We start from the raw sequence: 16,973 nt of genomic DNA, 5'->3' as shown, positions 1-16,973 counted from the left end.
GCGCGTAGACCTGACCAGGTGATGAGTACTCTCCAGGACATCTTGGCGGGAGCGGGGGGCACGACGGCCGGGGAACACCTGCACGCGGTGCGCCGCAGGTCGGTGCGGTTGCTGAGACCGGAGAGGACTCCGGCGGGCGTGCTGGTGGCCCTGCTGGCCGCCGCCGGGCTCTCCGCCGCCGCCGGGGTGACGGCCGGTCTGGCGATGGGCTCTCCGCTCGGGCGCGTGCCGTACCGAAAGCTCGCGGGCGGGATCGGGGCGGTGAAGTGGTCGGACCCCGCGGTGTTCACCGTGGCGACGGCCGCGCTGGCGGCCGGTGTCCTGCTGCTGGTGCTCGCCGCCCTGCCGGGGCGGACCCGGCTGGTGCCGCTGGAGTCCTCGGACTCCCGGATGGTGATCGGCCTGACCCGGGCGGGACTCCGCCGTACGCTGCGGGCGGCGGCCGAGTCGGTGGACGAGGTGGGCAGGGCGCGGGTGCGCCTTGGATCGCGCGACATCGAGGTCACCGTGTTCACCGGCGCGGACCGTACCGGTCACCTGCTGCGCCAGGTGGGCACGGTGGTGGGGGACCGGCTGGCGATTCTGGGCGCGATGTGCGGGGGCGAGGTCGTGGTACGGCTGCGCAGGAGGGGAGTCTGATGAGGGCGTACCTGGGCAACCGGATCGGCCTGGCCGTCTCCGGGGCGGTCCTGACCGGGGCAGGGCTCTACGCCTGGATCCGGAGCCAGGGCAAGATCGGCCCCCAGGCGGCCGGCGACCGGATTCTGAGCCGGGAGCTCCCCGGCTATCTGTCCGGGCATCCGTGGCTGGGCTGGTCGGCCGCGCTGCTACAGGTAGTACTGGCTCTCCTGGCGATCAGGTGGCTGGTGCGCGCTCTGGGCTGGGGGCGGTGGGGAAGCCGGAGCGGGTCCGGCACCGCGATGCTTGGCGTCGCGCTTAAAGAAGTCGAAGGACTGAGTCGCATCCATGTCAGGACGGTACGGGGTGATCGGCTGCGGATCGCGGTGAGCTGTGAGCCCACGGCCGACGTCGGAAAACTCGTCACCCGGCTGAACAAGGACGTCGTCACGAAGGTCCGCAAAACTGTCGGGGATGAGGATCTCGGGGCCTCCGTCCGTCTCCATGTCCGGCGGCGCTGACGGCGGCTCCCGCCGCGTCCCGAAGGCCAGCCCGGCGGCCAGGCAGAGGAACGGGACGGCGGGCACCACGTAGCGGTGGTCGAAGGCCGCGATGAAGGGCGGCAGGGCCAGCAGCACGGTCCCCACCGCCCAGGGCAGCAGTACGGCGCCGCCCAGCCGCCGCCAGTGGAGCAGGACACCGACCAGGCCGACCAGCAGGATCACCGCGAGGAACGGGCCGCGCAGGGAGCCGTACCGCTGGTAGGCGCGCAGCCATCCGGCGTAGGGCTCGATGAGGCGGGTGTCGCCGGGGGCGCCCTGGTAGGCCGTGGTCAGCTCTCCGGCGGTCCTGCCCTGGGAGGCGATCCCGGCGGGGAGGGGCCTGGTGACGTCGGGGAAGACGTAGGCGCTCTGCGGGCCCGGGGTGGGGTAGACCCGGCGGTCCCAGTCGAAGATGTGGCCCACGTCCGCCAGGCCCGCGCGCAGGAAGTCGAGCGGCTGGGCCCTGATGGCCTGGATCGCGAAGTCGCCGGCGAGCCTGTCGCGCTCGGCCCAGGTGCCCTTGACCTTGTTCAGCGGTGAGGCGGCGTCCCAGATGTAGGCCGGAGGGGCCTTGCGCTCGCCCACCGGGTCGGTGGGGCAGAGCGCGGCCTCGGGGCCTGAGGGCCTGATCCGCTCGCAGTCGGCGAAGGTGAGCGTGCGCGCCCACAGGAAGGCGTTGCCGCGGGTCAGCCCGTAGTCGCCGTAGGTGGACGCGAACCAGGCCGCGTAGCCGCCCAGCCCGATCACGCAGGTCAGCGCGGCGGTGGTGAACGCCCGCCACCCGGCGCGCCGGATCACCATGCAGACCAGTACCACGGCGATCAGCGGCAGCCCGATCGTCCGGGTGACGGTCGCCGCGGCGAGCAGGAGTCCGGTGAGCAGCGCGATCCACACCGGTGGGCGGCGCCGCCACATCACCAGCGTGACCGCCGCCATCACGAGGAACTCCAGCAGCAGGTCGGCCATGACGAGGTGTTCGAGCTGGACCTGGTGGACCTCCAGCAGCACCGGGAGCGTGGCGAGTGTCGCCCCCCAGCCCGGCAGCCCGCCGAGGCGGCGCAGCAGGAGGTAGACGCAGCAGGCGGCGGTCAGCCCGAGCAGGTGCTGGACCACCACCACGGCCTGGACGCTGGAGAGCGGTTTCAGCATCCACAGGAACAGCGGGTAGCCCGACGGGCGGGACTCCAGCGGGCGGGGGTCCAGCCCGGCGTTGAGGTAGACGAAGGAGTCGGCCCAGAACCACAGGGCCGGCCGGTAGCCCAGCACGGCCACGGCCCTGAGCCCGGCGCCGGCCAGCAGGGCGATCATGAAGAGCCAGTGGGAGCGGAGGAAGCGGCTCTCCGGACGTGTTTCCTCCGGTGACAGAACCTCCGTTGACACCAGAACCTCCGAGTCTCCGCGATGGGGGCACCCAGCATAGGGCGGGGCACCGGCCTATGTGGAGGAAGGCGAAGTTTGCGCCCATTGACTCATTTGTCAGATAAATGGGTGAGTCGTTCCCCTGTCGGCCCGAACCCCGCTCTCACCGGGAAAGGGCTCCCGAACGTCCCGCTCCCGTGTCACCCCGGCCACGTGGGCCGTCGCGCGACGCGCGGGAGCGGAGCGGTCAGCACTCGATGACGTTCACGGCCAGGCCACCGCGGCTCGTCTCCTTGTACTTGTCCAGCATGTCGCGGCCGGTGTCGCGCATCGTCTTGATCGCCTTGTCCAGGGAGACGAAGTGGCGGCCGTCGCCGCGCAGCGCGATCCGGGCCGCGGCGATGGCCTTGATCGAGGCCACCGCGTTGCGCTCGATGCACGGGATCTGCACCAGGCCGCCGATCGGGTCGCAGGTCAGGCCCAGGTTGTGCTCGATGCCGATCTCGGCGGCGTTCTCCACCTGCTCCGGGGTGCCGCCCAGCACCTCGGTGAGCCCGGCGGCGGCCATCGAGCAGGCCGATCCGACCTCGCCCTGGCAGCCGACCTCGGCGCCGGAGATGGAGGCGTTCTCCTTGAACAGCACGCCGATCGCCCCGGCGGTGAGCAGGAAGCGCACCACGCCGTCGTCGCTGGACTGGGGGACGAAGCGGTCGTAGTAGGTGAGCACGGCCGGGACGATGCCGGCGGCGCCGTTGGTGGGGGCGGTGACGATCCGGCCGCCGGCCGCGTTCTCCTCGTTCACCGCGAGGGCGAACAGGGAGACCCAGTCCATCGCGTGGAGCGGGTCCTTCTCCGGGGACTCGCCCTGCAGTCTCCGGTGGAGCTGGTTGGCCCGGCGCCTGACCTTCAGCCCGCCGGGCAGCACGCCCTCCTTGGAGACACCGCGCCGGACGCAGTCGGTCATGACGCGCCACAGGTGGAGCAACTGGTCGCGGATCTCCTGCTCCGAGCGGCCGAAGGCCCTCTCGTTCTCCAGCATCAGCCCGGAGATCGACAGGCCGGTCTCGGCACAGTGGGCGAGCAGCTCGGCGGCGGTGGTGAAGGGGTGCGGCAGGGCGGTGTCGTCCGGTTTGATCCGGTCGGCGCCGGTGGCGTTCTCGTCCACGACGAAGCCGCCGCCCACCGAGTAGTAGACCTTCTCCCTGATGAGGTCGCCCGCCTCGGAGAAGGCGCTGAAGCGCATGCCGTTGGGGTGGTGCGGCAGCGAGATCTTGCGTTCGAAGACGAGGTGCTCGCCGACCACGAAGGGGATCTCGTGGGAGCCGTACAGGGAGATCGTCCCGGAGGCGCGTATGGCGGCCAGCCGCTCTTCCACGGTGTCGACGTCGATGAGCTCGGGTTTCTCGCCGGAGAGACCGAACAGGACGGCCTTGTCGCTGCCGTGACCCTTGCCCGTCAGGCCGAGGGAACCGTACAGGATCACCTCGACCCTGGCGGTCTTGTCCAGCAGCCCGGTCTCGTCGAGGCCGCGGGCGAACCTGTGGGCGGCGGCCATCGGTCCACCGGTGTGCGAGCTGGACGGGCCGATCCCGATCTTGAAGAGGTCGAAGACGCTGATCGCCATTGCTCTGTCCTTGCCTTCACATCGCCGTGATCATGCGCGCCGGTCGGCGCGCATGATCACGGCACAAAAGGAGAAATTTTAGGATTCGCCCGAAGTGAGTGCGGCGTACTCCTCGGAGGACAGCAGGTCCTCCGTGTCGCCCTCGATCCGGACGCGGAACAGCCAGCCCTCGCCGTACGAGTCGCTGTTGACCAACGACGGGTCGTCCACGACCGCCTGGTTGACCTCGACGATCTCACCGGTCACCGGGGCGAAGATGTCGCTCACCGACTTGGTCGACTCGACCTCGCCGACGGCGTCGCCGGTGGTGACCGCCGAGCCCACCTCGGGCACCTGCACGTAGACCACGTCACCCAGCGCCTCGGCGGCGTAGGCGGTGATGCCCACGGTCAGGGTCAGGCCGTCGTCGATGCCCGAGATCCACTCGTGTTCCTTGGTGTAGTGCAGGTCCTCGGGAATGTTGCTCACTTTTTCCTCCTGTAGAAAGGCAGTTCAACGACCTCGACCGGTTCGCGGCTACCCCGGATGTCCACGGCCAGGCCGGTGGACAGACCGGTGTCCACGTAGGCCATGGCGATGGGCCTGCCCAGTGACTGGGAAGGCGCCCCGCTGGTGACCTCCCCGACGACGGTGCCGTCGCCGGACACCACCTGGTACCCGTGGCGGGGCACCCGGCGGCCGGTCGCGATCAGTCCGACCAGACGACGGGCCGGCGGGACGTCCTTGAGCGGCTCCAGGGCGGCCCGGCCGACGAAGTCGCCCGGCTTGTCAAACCTCACCACACGGCCGAGCCCCGCGTCGAACGGAGTGAGCTCCGCCGACAGCTCGTTTCCGTACAGCGGCATGCCCGCCTCCAGGCGGAGGGTGTCACGTGCGGAGAGTCCGGCGGGGAGCATGCCGTACGGCTCGCCCGCCTTGGTGAGCGCGGCCCAGAGCGGCTCGGTGTCGCCGGCCGCGACGAACAGCTCGAAGCCGTCCTCGCCGGTGTATCCGGTGCGGGCGATGAGCGCCTCGCGCCCGGCCACGGTGGCGGGCAGGCCGGCGTAGTACTTGAGGCCGTTCAGGTCGGCGTCGGTGAGCTCGCTCAGGATCTCCAGGGAGCGGGGCCCCTGGACCGCGATCAGCCCGTACCGCTCGGAGCGGTCGTCCACCACGGCCTCGAAGCCCTGGGCGCGCTCGGTGAGCTCGGCGGCCACCCGGGGATAGTTGGAGGCGTTGGCGACGACCATGAACTCCTCGCCGGTCAGGCGGTAGACGATCAGGTCGTCCAGCACGCGGCCCCGGCGATCGGCGATCATCGTGTAGCGGGCGCGGCCCGGTTCGAGGGCGGAGATGTAGCCGACGAGCGCGTAGTCCAGGGCCTCGGCGGCCTGCGGGCCGGTCACGAAGATCTCGCCCATGTGGGACAGGTCGAACAGGCCCGCCGCCTGGCGGACCGCGTTGTGCTCGGCGGCCTCACTGCCGTAGCGGAGCGGCATCAGCCAGCCCGCGAAATCGGTCAGCGTCGCGCCGAGGGCCTCGTGGACGCCGCGTAGCGGCGTGGGTCGGGACATGTTCGCACCTCAGGCAGGGGTCAGATGAGAGCATCCTCCCCCTCTGTCGTGGATGCCTGAGAGCTTCGCCCGTTTTTTGCCGGACTTTCACCTTCGGCGAGGCCGTACGGCCTGCTTTCCAGAGGGCACCTACCCGCACGGTCCTTTGCCTTGAGAGGTTCGCGGGGAGGGCTTGCTCCTTCAGGGGTCCTGGCCTGGATGTCAGGACACTCTCCCGCGCGGGATTCAATCGGTGTCGTGGCCAGCCTAACCGTCCGCACCGGCCGAGCGAAATCCCAGTACTGTCACGGTTCCTCCCTGATTGTCATCTGTCCCTGGCGTATGGGGGATCCATCCGGTCATCCGGCGCCGGACGGCCGGGGGCCGCCCCGCGCGGAGCCGGAGCAGGCGTCCCCGCGGCCCTCCTCGCCGAACCGTCATTGGGCTACGGTTAGACCATTGGAGTGTGCGGCGAACGTCGGTCAAGGGGGTGGGGGCGGCGTGGACGAGTGGGCGCCCCTGGCCGCCGTGTTACGGCCCGTCCGGGCGGGCAACGCCTTCGAGGAGACGGTGGAGCGCCTGCTCCAGGCGATCAAGCTGGAGGTGGTGACCGAGAAGCTGCCGCCGGAGCGGGAGCTCGCCGCGCACCTCGGCATCAGCCGGGTCACCCTGCGCGAGGCCATCCGGGCGCTGCAACAGGCCGGCTACCTCGACGTACGGCGGGGCAGGTACGGCGGAGCCTTCGTCACCTACACCCCGCCGCGCCCTGACCAGGGCGACCTGCGCAGGGCCGTGGTGGACATGGGCACCGACGACCTGGCCGACGCGCTCACCTTCCAGATGGCCGTGGAGCTCGGCGCGGCCCAGACGCTGGCCGGCACGGAGCTCGACCGGCCGCGCCGCGACGAGCTGCGGCGGCGGCTGAGGGAGGTCAACTCCGCGGGGCCGGGAGACTACCGCCGTCTCGACACCGCCTTCCACCTGGCCATCGCCGAGCTGACCGGCTCCCCGCTGCTCACCGCGGCCTGCGCCGACGCCTGGCTCAGGGTCGCGGACCTGCTCAACGCCATCCCGCTGCTCCAGCACAACATCCGGCACGCCGCCGTCCAGCACGAGGAGATCGTGACGGCGATCCTGGCCGGAGACTCCGGCGCCGCGAGCCGTGCGGTGGCCGGGCATCTTGAGGGCACCGCGACCCTATTGAGAGGGTTTCTCGCATAGCCTGATGGGCCGTGGGGGATTTGTTCCGGCAAAGAATATTGGACACAGGGCGGCTGCCGCTGTTCTGTTTCTTCGTCGCGCTGATCGGCGCCTTCGTGTTCACTCGGATCAACGTCCGGCTCATCCGCGCCAAGCTCGGCTGGTTCCGCAACGTCAACATCGGCGAGATGCACATCCACCACGTGGTGTTCGGCGTGGTGCTGACCATGCTCGGCGGGGTGTCGGGGCTGATCGTGTCGGGCATCTCCCAGAGCTGGTACGCCGTCACCGCGGCGGTCTTCGGCATCGGCGCTGCCCTGGTCCTGGACGAGTTCGCGCTGATCCTGCACCTGCACGACGTCTACTGGGAGGAGGAGGGCCGCACCTCGGTCGACGCGGTGTTCATCGCGATCGCGATCACCGGCCTGCTCCTGCTCGGCCTGCGCCCACTCGGCTGGGAGGGGTCGGACGGCACGCCGCAGGGCACCTGGGTGACGGTCGGCGTCATCGTGGCCAACCTCGCGCTCGCCACGGTCACCCTGCTCAAGGGCAAGATCTGGACGGGACTGGTCGGCCTGTTCGTCCCGCTCCTGCTGATCCCGGGCGCGATCCGGCTGGCCCGTCCGGGCTCGCCCTGGGCGTACTGGTTCTACGCCCCCGGCACCCGGCGTCCGGCGCCCCGCAAGATGGTCGAAGCCGAGCGCCGTGAGGAGCGGTGGCGCCGTCCGGTGATCCGCGCGAAGATCGCCTTCCAGGAGTTCGTCTCCGGGCGCCACGACCTTCCCTCCACCCGGAAGCGGTCGCGGCGATGAGGCGGCGGACGGGCCCGGGTGGGCATACTGAGAGGCGTGAGTGCGCTTCCGTCCCGCTGGGACGGTGTGGAGCAGCGGGTCCCCGGCTCCCTGGCCGACCTGCGCGGTCCCGCCACGGGGGTGGTCGCCCTGCCCATCCACCTGGCCTGGTCCGGGCTCACCGAGTTCGACCTGGTCAACCCGCTGCTGCGGATGAGCCTGTATCGCATCGTCATCACCGGCGGCGGCCGGGCCGACGCCGAGTCGTATCTCAACGCCGGGCTCCTGGTGGCCGACTGGCCCACTCTGCGCCGGGGGCTCGGGCCGAGCTACCGGCGGGCCTGGGAGAGCAGGATCACCGATCTGGGGTGGGAATGATGACGCTGCCTCCCTTCCAGCAGCGGATGGTGCAGGCCGTACTGCCCGCCTGCGCCAGGTTCGGCCTGGTCCTGGCCGGCGGTCACGCCCTGAACGCCCACGGTCTCACCGACCGTCCCAGCGACGACCTCGACTTCGCCACCGCCGCCGAGATCCCGCTGCCCGAGGTCGCGGACGGGGTGGCCCGGGCGTTCGGGGACGCCGGGCTGGAGGTCACCCTGATCGAGGTCACCCCCCGGATGGGGCGCATGGTCGTGCGCGACCCGGTGACGGAGCAGAGCTGCGAGTTCGACCTGCTCAGGGAGGCGTTCCAGCGTCAGCCCGTGACCCTCGGCGACCTGTCCGTCGTCTCCCTCGCCGACGCGGTGGGCCTGAAGATGCGCGCCCTGCACGAACGCAGCCTCGCCCGCGACGTCATCGACATCGCGTCGGTCTCCCACCTGTACGGCTTCCGCGAGCTGGAGCACCTGGCCCGGCTGCACAACGAGGAGTTCTCCCTCGCCGAGCTGGTGATGCGGCTGGAGTTCGTCGAGTTGATCGCCGACGAGGACTTCGAGTCCTACGGCGTGGACGGCGAGCGGATCGCGGAGATCCGCCGGTTCGCCTGGGCCTGGGTGGAGGACGTCAAGCTCCGCAGGGCCGACGAGGGCGACGCCGAGTACGACGACGTTCCCGACCTCGACTGAGCCCCCTCGAAGGGGCCGGGCGCCCGGGTTGAGCGGGGAACACGGGGCGGGGACGCATATTCGGCCGCCCGCGGGGAAGCCGAGGGGCCTGCCTGCAGAAGGAGTGTGGACCATGGGTCTCGTCGAGAAGCTCAACCTGCGCGAGATGAGGGCTTGGGCCAAGCGGAGGCTGGGGAAGCGTACCGGGAACCGCCGGCTGGCGGCCGAGGGCCGTACCGAGGAGGCCGAGGCCAAGCTGCTCAGGACCCAGGACGAGATTTTGGACACCGTGGCCGAGCTGCGCAGGAAGTACGGCACCCGCCGCCGCTGAGCCGCCTCCGGGGCGGCGGAGGGCGGCGGTCAACTCCGGGTGACATGTCCGTCGCGTCAACCTGTGTCGACGACATCGACTTTCGTCTACGGATTCGGGCGGCCCGCTCGGCGCGGGCGTGCGGGCGGTAGATAGGAGGGACGCCGACCGGCGGCCGGTCGTGTCACTTCAGGGGAGACGAAATTGCCCGAGACCGCGTCATGGCATCTGTTACTTGCTTATATGCGGCCGCACAGGCGCGCCCTGCTGCTCGGTGGTCTCCTCAGCCTGGTGGGCTCGTTCGCCGGGCTGGCGATGCCGCTCCTCGCCAAGGTGGTCATCGACGCCTTCGGCGACCATCGGTCCCTGGTCGGGCCGGTGCTCGGCCTGACGGCGGCGGTGCTCGTCGGCGCGGGCGTCGGCGCGGCCGGCAGATACGTGCTGGAGCGCATGGGCGAGGGCGTGGTGTTCTCCGCCCGGCGCAGGCTGGTGGGCCGGATGCTCCGCCTCCGGGTCTCCGAGGTGGACCGCCTCAAGCCGGGAGACCTGCTGTCCCGGGTGACCTCCGACACCACCCTGCTCCGCGCGGTGTTCACCGAGGGTGTCGTCGAGATGGTCGGCGCGCTGTTCATGCTGGTGGGCGCCGTGGTGATGATGGCGATCATGGACGGGTTGCTGCTGCTCATCACGCTGGGGGTCCTGATCCTGGTCGGCTCGCTCGTGGGCCTGGTCATGCCGCGCATCCGGCGTGCCTCGATGCAGGCGCAGGTCGCGGTGGGCGAGATGGGCGCGGTGCTCGACCGGGTGCTGCAGGCGTTCCGCACGGTCAAGGCCAGCGGCGCCGAGGAGCGCGAGATCGCCACGGTGGACGAGGCGGCCCGCGAGGCGAGGGATCGGGGCGTCGCGGTCGCCTGGTGGACCTCGATCGCCGGCATCTCGGCGTGGATGGCCGCGCAGCTCGCCTTCGTGGCCGTGCTCGGAGTGGGCGGGGCCCGTGTCGCCTCGGGCGCGCTTGAGGTCTCCTCACTGATCGCCTTCCTGCTCTATCTCTTCTACCTGGTCGCCCCGATCGGTCAGCTGATCCAGGGGGTCACCCAGATGCAGAACGGCCTGGCCGCGGTGAGGCGCATCCGGGAGATCGAGGAACTCCCGGCCGAGGAGATCGGCGGCGGGATCCGCGAGGCCGGCGCCGCTCCGGCCGGGGTGATCTTCGAGAACGTGGTCTTCCGCTACGGCGACGACCGGCCGGTCGTCCACGACGGGGTCTCCTTCGAGATCCCGGCCGGGGGGATGACCGCCTTGGTGGGTCCTTCGGGGGCGGGCAAGTCCACGGTCTTCACCCTCCTCGAACGGTTCTACGAGCAGCAGGCCGGGGTGATCACCGTCGACGGCCGTGACATCAGACGGTGGCCGCTGGCCGATCTGCGCGCCGCCCTCGGCTATGTCGAGCAGGACGCGCCGGTGCTGGACGGCACGCTCAGGGAGAACCTCGTCTTCGCCGCGCCGGGCACGGGCGAGGACGACATCTGGCGGGTGCTCTCGCTGACCCGGCTGGAGGATCTGGTCGCCCGGCTCCCCGAGGGTCTGGAGACCGAGGTCGGCCACCGCGGGGTCATGCTCTCCGGCGGCGAGCGCCAGCGGGTCGCCATCGCGCGGGCCCTGCTGCGCAGCCCCCGGCTGCTCCTGCTCGACGAGGCCACCTCCCAGCTCGACGCGGTCAACGAGATGCGGCTCCGCGAGGTGGTCGCCGAGGTGGCCAGGGAGACGACGGTGCTGGTGATCGCCCACCGCCTCTCCACGGTGACCAACGCCGACCGGATCGTGGTGATGGAGGGGGGCAGGGTGCGGGCCGTCGGCACCCACGGGGAGCTGCTCGCCGACGACGACCTCTACCGTGAGCTGGCCGCCACCCAGTTCCTGCTCCCCACCTGACGGCCCTCATCCGTCCGTGCTGTGGGGCCAGGTCACGTTGATCTCCCTTATTTCCTACCAATCCCACAAATTGCAGTGGTGCGTAGCGGGATAGTTCGGGCACCGATCCGCTGGGCCGGTTGGCCGCCGGGAAATCGGGCATCCCGCCCTGTGCGGAGCCTCTTCTTCGCTCAAGGGCGCTCGTCGGGCGCTCGCCGAGTTCGATCTCCGGTCCAGTCCGTGCGGGGCGGGGGCCAGGGCAAAGGTCGATGTGGCAACCGGAAGGGTGGGCGTCCCCGGGGGAGAGCCGGGGACGCCCACCCTTCTCCGGAGGGCGTGGAGCTTCGCGGGGGACACGGCCGGCGCCGGGTCGGTTACCCGGCCAGCTTCCTGAGCGAGCGGACCGACCAGACCAGGGCGAGCGTGCCGAGCACGATGAACAGGCCGAAGGCCACCGGGATCGTGCTGTCGGACAGGCGCCCGGCGAACAGGGACCTGCCCGCCTCGACCGAGTAGTAGAGCGGGTTGAACTTGGCGGCCGTCTGCATCCACGCCGGGCCGAGGGAGACCGGGAGCAGCATCCCGGCCAGCAGGGTCAGCGGTAGCGCGAAGAACTGCACGATCTGCGACATGCCGCCCTCGTCGCGGACCGCCAGGGCCAGGCCGTAGGAGATGCTGGCGGCGAACAGGCCGGTCGCGGCCATCAGCAGCAGCATCAGCAGCACCGTGGCAAGGCTCAGCCGCAGGCCCATCAGCACGGCCACGCCCATCACCAGGAGCGCCTGGAGGACGAGGACGAGCATGTCCTTGATCACTCGGCCCAGGATGATCGCCGGCCGCCAGGCCTGGCTGACCGCGAGCCGCTCCAGCACGCCGTTGCGGGTCTCGTTGATCATTGTGAAACCGGCGAACATCGAGCCGAACAGGGCGATCATCATCATGGTGCCGGGGGTGAACATCTGCAGCGCCTCGATCAGCGTCCCACCCTTGGTCGTGGTGGTCAGCAACGGCGCGAACAGCAGCAGGTAGAGCACGGGTTGCAGGATGCCGAACAGGGGCCAGACCGGGTTGCGGCGGACGTTGCCGAGCTCGTAGCCGAGAAACAGCATGGTGTGTCGGAACATGGGGGGTCCTATCGGAATCAGGCGGCGTCGCGGAGGGAGCGGCCGGTGTGCCGCAGGAAGACGTCGTCGAGCGTGGCCCTCTCCAGGGAGATGGACCGGATGGCCAGGCCGCCGACCTCCAGGGCGCGGAGCAGGGCGGGCAGGTTGTGCTCGCCGTCGTCGAGGTAGGCGCGCAGGGTGTCCCCCTCCTCCTGGACCTCCTTGATGTACGGCTGCGCGGCGAGGAGCTTCTGGGCCGAGGCCAGGTCGTCCAGCCTGAGCGTGACGACGTCGCCGGCCACCTCCTTCTTGAGATCCTCGGCGGTGCCCTCGGCGACGACCATGCCGTTGTCGATGATGACGAGCCGGTCGCAGAGCGCGTCGGCCTCGTCCAGGTAGTGGGTGGTCAGCAGCACGCTGGTGCCCTGGTCGCGCAGGGCGCGGACCTCGTCCCAGAGGTTGGCGCGGTTCTGCGGGTCCAGGCCGGTGGTGGGCTCGTCGAGAAAGATCAGCGGCGGCCGGTTCACCAGGCCGATGGCCAGCGCGAAGCGCCGTTTCTGGCCGCCGGAGAGCGTCTTGACCGGACGCCCGGCGATCTCGGTCAGGCTGAAGGCCGCCAGCAGCTCGTCAGCGCGGGTGAGCGCCTGCCTGCGGGAGTGCCCGGCCAGGCGCGCGGCCAGCAGCAGGCTCTCCAGACCCGGGGCGTTCTCGTCCACGCCGCCCGCCTGGCTGACGTAGCCGATCCTCTCCCGGACCTTGGCGGCCTCTTTCACCACGTCGTATCCGGCGACCTTGGCGGTGCCGGCGGTGGGGGTGGTGAAGGTGGCGAGCATCCGTACGGTGGTCGTCTTGCCTGCGCCGTTCGGGCCGAGGGCCGCGAAGATCTCGCCTTCGGCGACGGACAGGTCGACGCCCCGTACGGCCTCGACCTTCTCGGCCTTGCCCCGCCCGCGTTTGGCGGTGAAGGTTTTGCGCAGGCCGTGCGCTTCAATGATCATGATGCTCCGTTTCGGGGGGCGGAAAGGTTTACGGATCCGGAGGGTTCCAAAGGTCCAGGGAAAGACTGAAGCCTCTCCCCGCGAGAGGTTCAACCGGTTTTCAGGAAGTTCGCCATTTTTGATCTTTTCGGGGGCGTGGGTCCACGATTACCCGCACCGCGTCCACGCGCTCACCCTGGAGCGTCCCGGGCCCGAGACCTTCCGCCCGGAGTAAGGTGATCCGCATGTCCGCATGCCCTATCGCACTGGTGACCGGAGCCTCCGGAGGGGTGGGAGCCGCCATCGCGCGGGCCCTGGCCCCCACCCACGACCTGCTGCTCGGCGGCCGGGACGTCGAGGCGCTGGCCGGGCTCGCAGCCGAGCTGCCGGGGTCGCTGCCGTGGCCGGTGGAGCTCACCGACGTCGTCGAGGCCGACGTCGCCGCGATCGACCGGCTCGACGTGCTGGTGCACAGCGCGGGCACCGTGACCCTGGGCCGGATCGCGCAGACCCCCGCCGAGGTCTGGCGGCGCACGATGGAGATCAACCTGATCGCGGTGGCCGAGCTGACCCGGCTGCTGCTGCCCGCGCTGCGCGCGGCCGGGGGACAGGTCGTCCTGATCAACTCAGGGGCGGGGCGGCGGGCCAACCCGGACTGGGGCTCCTACGCGGCCAGCAAGTTCGCGCTGCGCGCCTTCGCCGACGCGCTCCGGCTGGAGGAGCCGGCGCTCCGGGTGACCTCGGTCTATCCGGGGCGGGTGGGCACCGAGATGCAGCGCGGGGTGCGGGCCCAGGAGGGCGGGGCCTACGAGCCGGAGAGGTATCTCTCCCCGGACTCGGTGGCGCGGGTGGTGCTCGCCGCGGTCACGGCCCCTCAGGACGCCCACGTCACCGAGATCACCGTCCGGCCGTCGGCGGGCCCGGTCACCTGAGGCGGTTCACCTGAGGAGGCGAGTCCCGCCGGGGGGTGGGAGGCGGGACCTCATCCGGGACCTCATCGCGTTTTAGGCGCCTCTTTGGTGCTTCATGCCGGTGGCACGGCCCATTCGTGAACGCATTTATTCACATAATGGAAAGAATGGCGGCCGAGATGTCCGGCCGCCCCGCGGAAGTCGTCCTCGCCACCGCCCTGGAGGACCTGTGCCGGAGCTGAACTACTGGTGTGAGCTGGCCTGGTTGCCGCCCGGCGAGGTCGTCGCCGGGGTGCTCGTCACCGTCACGGGCTCCCGGATCTCCGAGATCGCCCCGGGCGTGGCCGCGCCTCCCCCGGGAGCCGTACGGCTCGCCGGGCTGACCCTGCCGGGACTGGCCAACGCGCACTCCCACGCCTTCCACCGGGCCCTGCGGGGCACGACGCAGCGGAAGAAGGGCGGCGTCTGGACCTGGCGGGAGCAGATGTACGGCGTGGCCGCGACGCTGGACCCCGACTCCTACCGCAGGCTGGCCACGGCCGCGTTCGCCGAGATGGCGCTGGCCGGGATCACCTGCGTCGGGGAGTTCCACTATCTCCACCACGCTCCGGGCGGCAGGCCGTACGACGATCCGAACAGCATGGGTCACGCGCTCGTCCAGGCCGCGCGGGAGGCGGGTCTGCGCATCGCGCTGCTGGACACCTGTTATCTGAGCGGAGGCATCGGCGTCCCGCTGACCGGCACCCAGCTGCGGTTCGGTGACGGCGACGCCGGGAGGTGGACCGTCCGGGCCGAGGCGCTGCTGGAGGTCTACCGGGTGGCGGAGGACGTCGAGATCGGGGCGGCCGTCCACTCGGTGCACGCGGTTCCGGCGGAGCAGTTGCCGGCGGTCGGCGGGTTCTCCCATCACCACGCGGTCCCGCTGCACGTCCACGTCTCCGAGCAGCGCGCGGAGAACGCGGTCTGCGTGGAGGTCTACGCCGCCAGCCCGGTCCAGGTGCTCGGCGAGCACGGCATCCTCGGCCCCCGCTCGACGGCGGTGCACGCCGTCCACCTCTCCGACGTGGACATCGCCCTGCTCGCCCAGTCGGACACGTGTGTCTGCGTGTGCCCGACGACCGAACGCGACCTGGCAGACGGTCAGGGCCAGGCCGGGGTGCTGTTCGGCGAGGGGGCGCCGATCGCGCTGGGCTCCGGCAGTCACGCGGTCGTGGACCTGTTCGAGGAGGCGCGGGCGGTCGAGCTGAACGAGCGGCTGGTCACCGAGCGGCGCGGCCACTGGACGGCCGCCGAGCTGCTCCAGGCCGCCACCGCCGCCGGGCACGCCTCGCTGGGTTTTCCCGACGCGGGCACCCTCGTCCCGGGCGCCTGGGCGGATCTGGTCTCGGTGCGACTCGACTCGGTCCGCACGGCGGGGCCGCCCCGGGGGGACGCCCCGGAGGTCGTGGTCTTCGCCGCGACGGCCGCCGACGTCCACTCGGTGGTCTCGGGGGGCCGCCGGGTGGTGCGGGAGGGACGGCACGTCCTCGGCGACGTGGGCGCGCTGCTCGGCGAGGCGATCGCCGAGGCGCGCGGGGAGCACGGATGAGGCGGGGCGAGGCGGGCGCGCTCCGCCTGGTTTGAGCCGGGCCGCGGCGGGAAGTGGCGTTTCCCATGACGTCGCGCCCATGGACATCCTCCTTGAGGAGGAAATCCAAAACCATTCTTCGGGCGTACTCCTTTAGGGAATCTTTGCCCTGATCCCGGCGTTGATTAGGCAAGCGGCACGTCCGCACGCACGGGGTCTTGAGCGAGCGTGCGGGCCTGCCATAAGCAGGCGGAGCGAGGTGCCATCGGATGGCAAGGCCGACGGGGAATCGGACGCAGGACCAGCACGTCTCTGATCGAGATCTGCTCGGGACCTACCTGGCTGAGATCGGGCGGGTCCCCCTGCTCACCGCGGAGGAGGAGGTCGAGCTCGCCAAGCGGATCGAGGCGGGCCTCTTCGCGGAGCAGTTGCTGGACGGCGGGTTGACGGAGCCGCGGGTCGCGGACGCCGCCGATGAGGAGCTTGAACGGCTGGCTGTTTCGGGGCAGCGGGCCAAAGACGAATTCATCCAGGCCAATCTACGTCTTGTGGTGGCGGTCGCGCGCAAATACTCCGGGCGGGGAATGCCGCTGATCGATCTGGTCCAGGAGGGAAACCTGGGCCTGGTGCGGGCGGTCGAGAAATTCGACTACCGGCGCGGCTACAAGTTCTCCACCTACGCCACCTGGTGGATCCGCCAGTCCGTGGGGCGCGCCATTCACGAGCAGGCCAGGCCGGTCCGCCTGCCCACCCACGCGGGTGAGCAGATGACCAGGCTGATGCGGGTCCGGCGCGACATGCTGGCCGAGTTCGACCAGGAGCCGACCGACGCCGACCTGGCGGAGGTGCTGGAGCTGCCGATCGAGCGGGTCCGTGAGCTCCGCCGCTGGGCCTCCGACCCCGTCTCCCTGCAGCTGGGGGTGGGCGACGACGACGAGACCGAGCTGGGCGACATGATCGCCGACGACACGTGGGCCGACCCCGAGCAGCAGGCGATGGACATCCTGGAGCGTGAGCGTCTGGAGGAGTGGCTGACCGGGCTGGAGGGTCAGACCCGCGAGATGCTGCGCTGGCGTTACGGCCTGATGGACGGCCGCGAGCACACGCTGACCGAGGTCGGCGAGCGTTACGGCATCGGCCGTGACCGTGCCCGCCGCATCGAGCGTGACGCCCTGGCCCGGCTCCGGAAGATGGCCTCGGCCGCCTGAGCCACCGTGGTCCGGTACGGCTTCCCCGGGGAGCCGTACCGGACCTTTCCGCGTTGAGCGGCTCCGCGTGGAGCCGTACCGGATCGCTCCATGCCGTGCTGGACCGTTCCGTGGAGGGCCGCGCCGGGCCTTCGCGCCCTCCGGCGGGCCGGGGGGGCGGGTGGGGCGGACCCGCTCGGGCACCGGGGCGGGGCGGCCTCGGGCATGGCCGCCGCCGTCTTCGGACCGTGACAGGTCCCGTCTGAAACACGGATGAAACACCGGGGGGCGGAGATTC

The 16,973-nt window shown here is 70.8% G+C and carries 16 protein-coding genes and 2 riboswitches; of the genes, 10 read left to right on the top strand and 6 right to left on the bottom strand.

Annotation, left to right across the window (positions count from 1 at the left end):
* Positions 1–21 precede the first annotated feature (21 nt).
* Positions 22–639, top strand: coding sequence for a DUF6286 domain-containing protein (locus ACWEF2_RS03890; protein WP_355595599.1), 618 nt, complete (start codon positions 22–24; stop codon positions 637–639).
* A gap of 188 nt (positions 640–827) precedes the next feature.
* Here the strand turns inward: ACWEF2_RS03890 and ACWEF2_RS03885 are convergent, their stop codons facing one another.
* The 4 genes from ACWEF2_RS03885 to gcvT all read right to left on the bottom strand — a co-directional run bounded on the left by ACWEF2_RS03885 (position 828) and on the right by gcvT (position 5,696).
* Positions 828–2,540: a hypothetical protein gene (locus ACWEF2_RS03885; RefSeq protein WP_453811630.1), complete on the bottom strand. Its 1,713-nt coding sequence runs from the start codon at positions 2,538–2,540 to the stop codon at positions 828–830.
* A gap of 226 nt (positions 2,541–2,766) precedes the next feature.
* Positions 2,767–4,143: an L-serine ammonia-lyase gene (locus ACWEF2_RS03880; RefSeq protein ID WP_453811629.1), complete on the bottom strand. Its 1,377-nt coding sequence runs from the start codon at positions 4,141–4,143 to the stop codon at positions 2,767–2,769.
* Positions 4,144–4,221: 78 nt separating this feature from the next.
* Complete coding sequence (gcvH, locus tag ACWEF2_RS03875) at positions 4,222–4,611, bottom strand: glycine cleavage system protein GcvH (RefSeq protein ID WP_453811627.1); 390 nt, start codon at positions 4,609–4,611, stop codon at positions 4,222–4,224.
* Positions 4,608–5,696 (bottom strand): glycine cleavage system aminomethyltransferase GcvT, encoded by a 1,089-nt coding sequence (gcvT, locus tag ACWEF2_RS03870; protein WP_453811625.1) that lies wholly within the window; start codon positions 5,694–5,696, stop codon positions 4,608–4,610. The genes gcvH and gcvT overlap by 4 nt, the downstream gene beginning before the upstream one ends.
* A gap of 33 nt (positions 5,697–5,729) precedes the next feature.
* Positions 5,730–5,824: riboswitch (glycine riboswitch) on the bottom strand.
* Positions 5,825–5,923: riboswitch (glycine riboswitch) on the bottom strand.
* A gap of 253 nt (positions 5,924–6,176) precedes the next feature.
* Between gcvT and ACWEF2_RS03865 the strand changes: the two genes are divergently transcribed.
* The 6 genes from ACWEF2_RS03865 (at position 6,177) to ACWEF2_RS03840 (ending at position 10,951) form a co-directional block, all read left to right on the top strand.
* Complete coding sequence (locus tag ACWEF2_RS03865; RefSeq protein WP_453811623.1) at positions 6,177–6,896, top strand: FadR/GntR family transcriptional regulator; 720 nt, start codon at positions 6,177–6,179, stop codon at positions 6,894–6,896.
* A 38-nt stretch (positions 6,897–6,934) separates the two neighbouring features.
* Positions 6,935–7,687: a hypothetical protein gene (locus tag ACWEF2_RS03860; RefSeq protein ID WP_453811621.1), complete on the top strand. Its 753-nt coding sequence runs from the start codon at positions 6,935–6,937 to the stop codon at positions 7,685–7,687.
* A gap of 36 nt (positions 7,688–7,723) precedes the next feature.
* Positions 7,724–8,044 carry a hypothetical protein gene (locus ACWEF2_RS03855; protein ID WP_453811620.1) on the top strand — a complete coding sequence of 107 codons (321 nt, stop codon included), beginning with the start codon at positions 7,724–7,726 and terminating at the stop codon, positions 8,042–8,044.
* Positions 8,044–8,730, top strand: a complete 687-nt coding sequence (locus ACWEF2_RS03850; RefSeq protein ID WP_453811618.1) for a nucleotidyl transferase AbiEii/AbiGii toxin family protein — start codon at positions 8,044–8,046, stop codon at positions 8,728–8,730. Before ACWEF2_RS03855 ends, ACWEF2_RS03850 begins: the two co-directional genes overlap by 1 nt.
* A 112-nt stretch (positions 8,731–8,842) precedes the next feature.
* Positions 8,843–9,040, top strand: coding sequence for a hypothetical protein (locus tag ACWEF2_RS03845; RefSeq protein ID WP_453811616.1), 198 nt, complete (start codon positions 8,843–8,845; stop codon positions 9,038–9,040).
* A gap of 222 nt (positions 9,041–9,262) precedes the next feature.
* The gene (locus ACWEF2_RS03840) at positions 9,263–10,951 is read left to right on the top strand and encodes an ABC transporter ATP-binding protein (protein ID WP_453811615.1); all 1,689 of its coding nucleotides are present in this window, start codon (positions 9,263–9,265) and stop codon (positions 10,949–10,951) included.
* A gap of 353 nt (positions 10,952–11,304) precedes the next feature.
* On the opposite strand, the gene ACWEF2_RS03835 is transcribed toward ACWEF2_RS03840, so the two are convergent.
* Positions 11,305–12,054: an ABC transporter permease gene (locus ACWEF2_RS03835; protein WP_453811613.1), complete on the bottom strand. Its 750-nt coding sequence runs from the start codon at positions 12,052–12,054 to the stop codon at positions 11,305–11,307.
* 17 nt (positions 12,055–12,071) lie between these two features.
* The gene (locus tag ACWEF2_RS03830) at positions 12,072–13,031 is read right to left on the bottom strand and encodes an ATP-binding cassette domain-containing protein (RefSeq protein WP_453811612.1); all 960 of its coding nucleotides are present in this window, start codon (positions 13,029–13,031) and stop codon (positions 12,072–12,074) included.
* A gap of 224 nt (positions 13,032–13,255) precedes the next feature.
* On the opposite strand from ACWEF2_RS03830, the gene ACWEF2_RS03825 reads away from it, so the two are divergent.
* From ACWEF2_RS03825 to ACWEF2_RS03815, 3 genes are all read left to right on the top strand, one after another.
* Positions 13,256–13,942 (top strand): SDR family oxidoreductase, encoded by a 687-nt coding sequence (locus tag ACWEF2_RS03825; RefSeq protein ID WP_453811610.1) that lies wholly within the window; start codon positions 13,256–13,258, stop codon positions 13,940–13,942.
* Positions 13,943–14,150: 208 nt separating this feature from the next.
* Positions 14,151–15,509 (top strand): formimidoylglutamate deiminase, encoded by a 1,359-nt coding sequence (locus ACWEF2_RS03820; protein ID WP_453811608.1) that lies wholly within the window; start codon positions 14,151–14,153, stop codon positions 15,507–15,509.
* A gap of 248 nt (positions 15,510–15,757) precedes the next feature.
* The gene (locus tag ACWEF2_RS03815) at positions 15,758–16,696 is read left to right on the top strand and encodes a sigma-70 family RNA polymerase sigma factor (protein ID WP_453811606.1); all 939 of its coding nucleotides are present in this window, start codon (positions 15,758–15,760) and stop codon (positions 16,694–16,696) included.
* Positions 16,697–16,973 lie beyond the last annotated feature (277 nt).

The sequence above is a fragment of the Streptosporangium sp. NPDC004631 genome (assembly GCF_053601935.1).
This window is presented reverse-complemented; position numbering and strand designations above follow the sequence as displayed.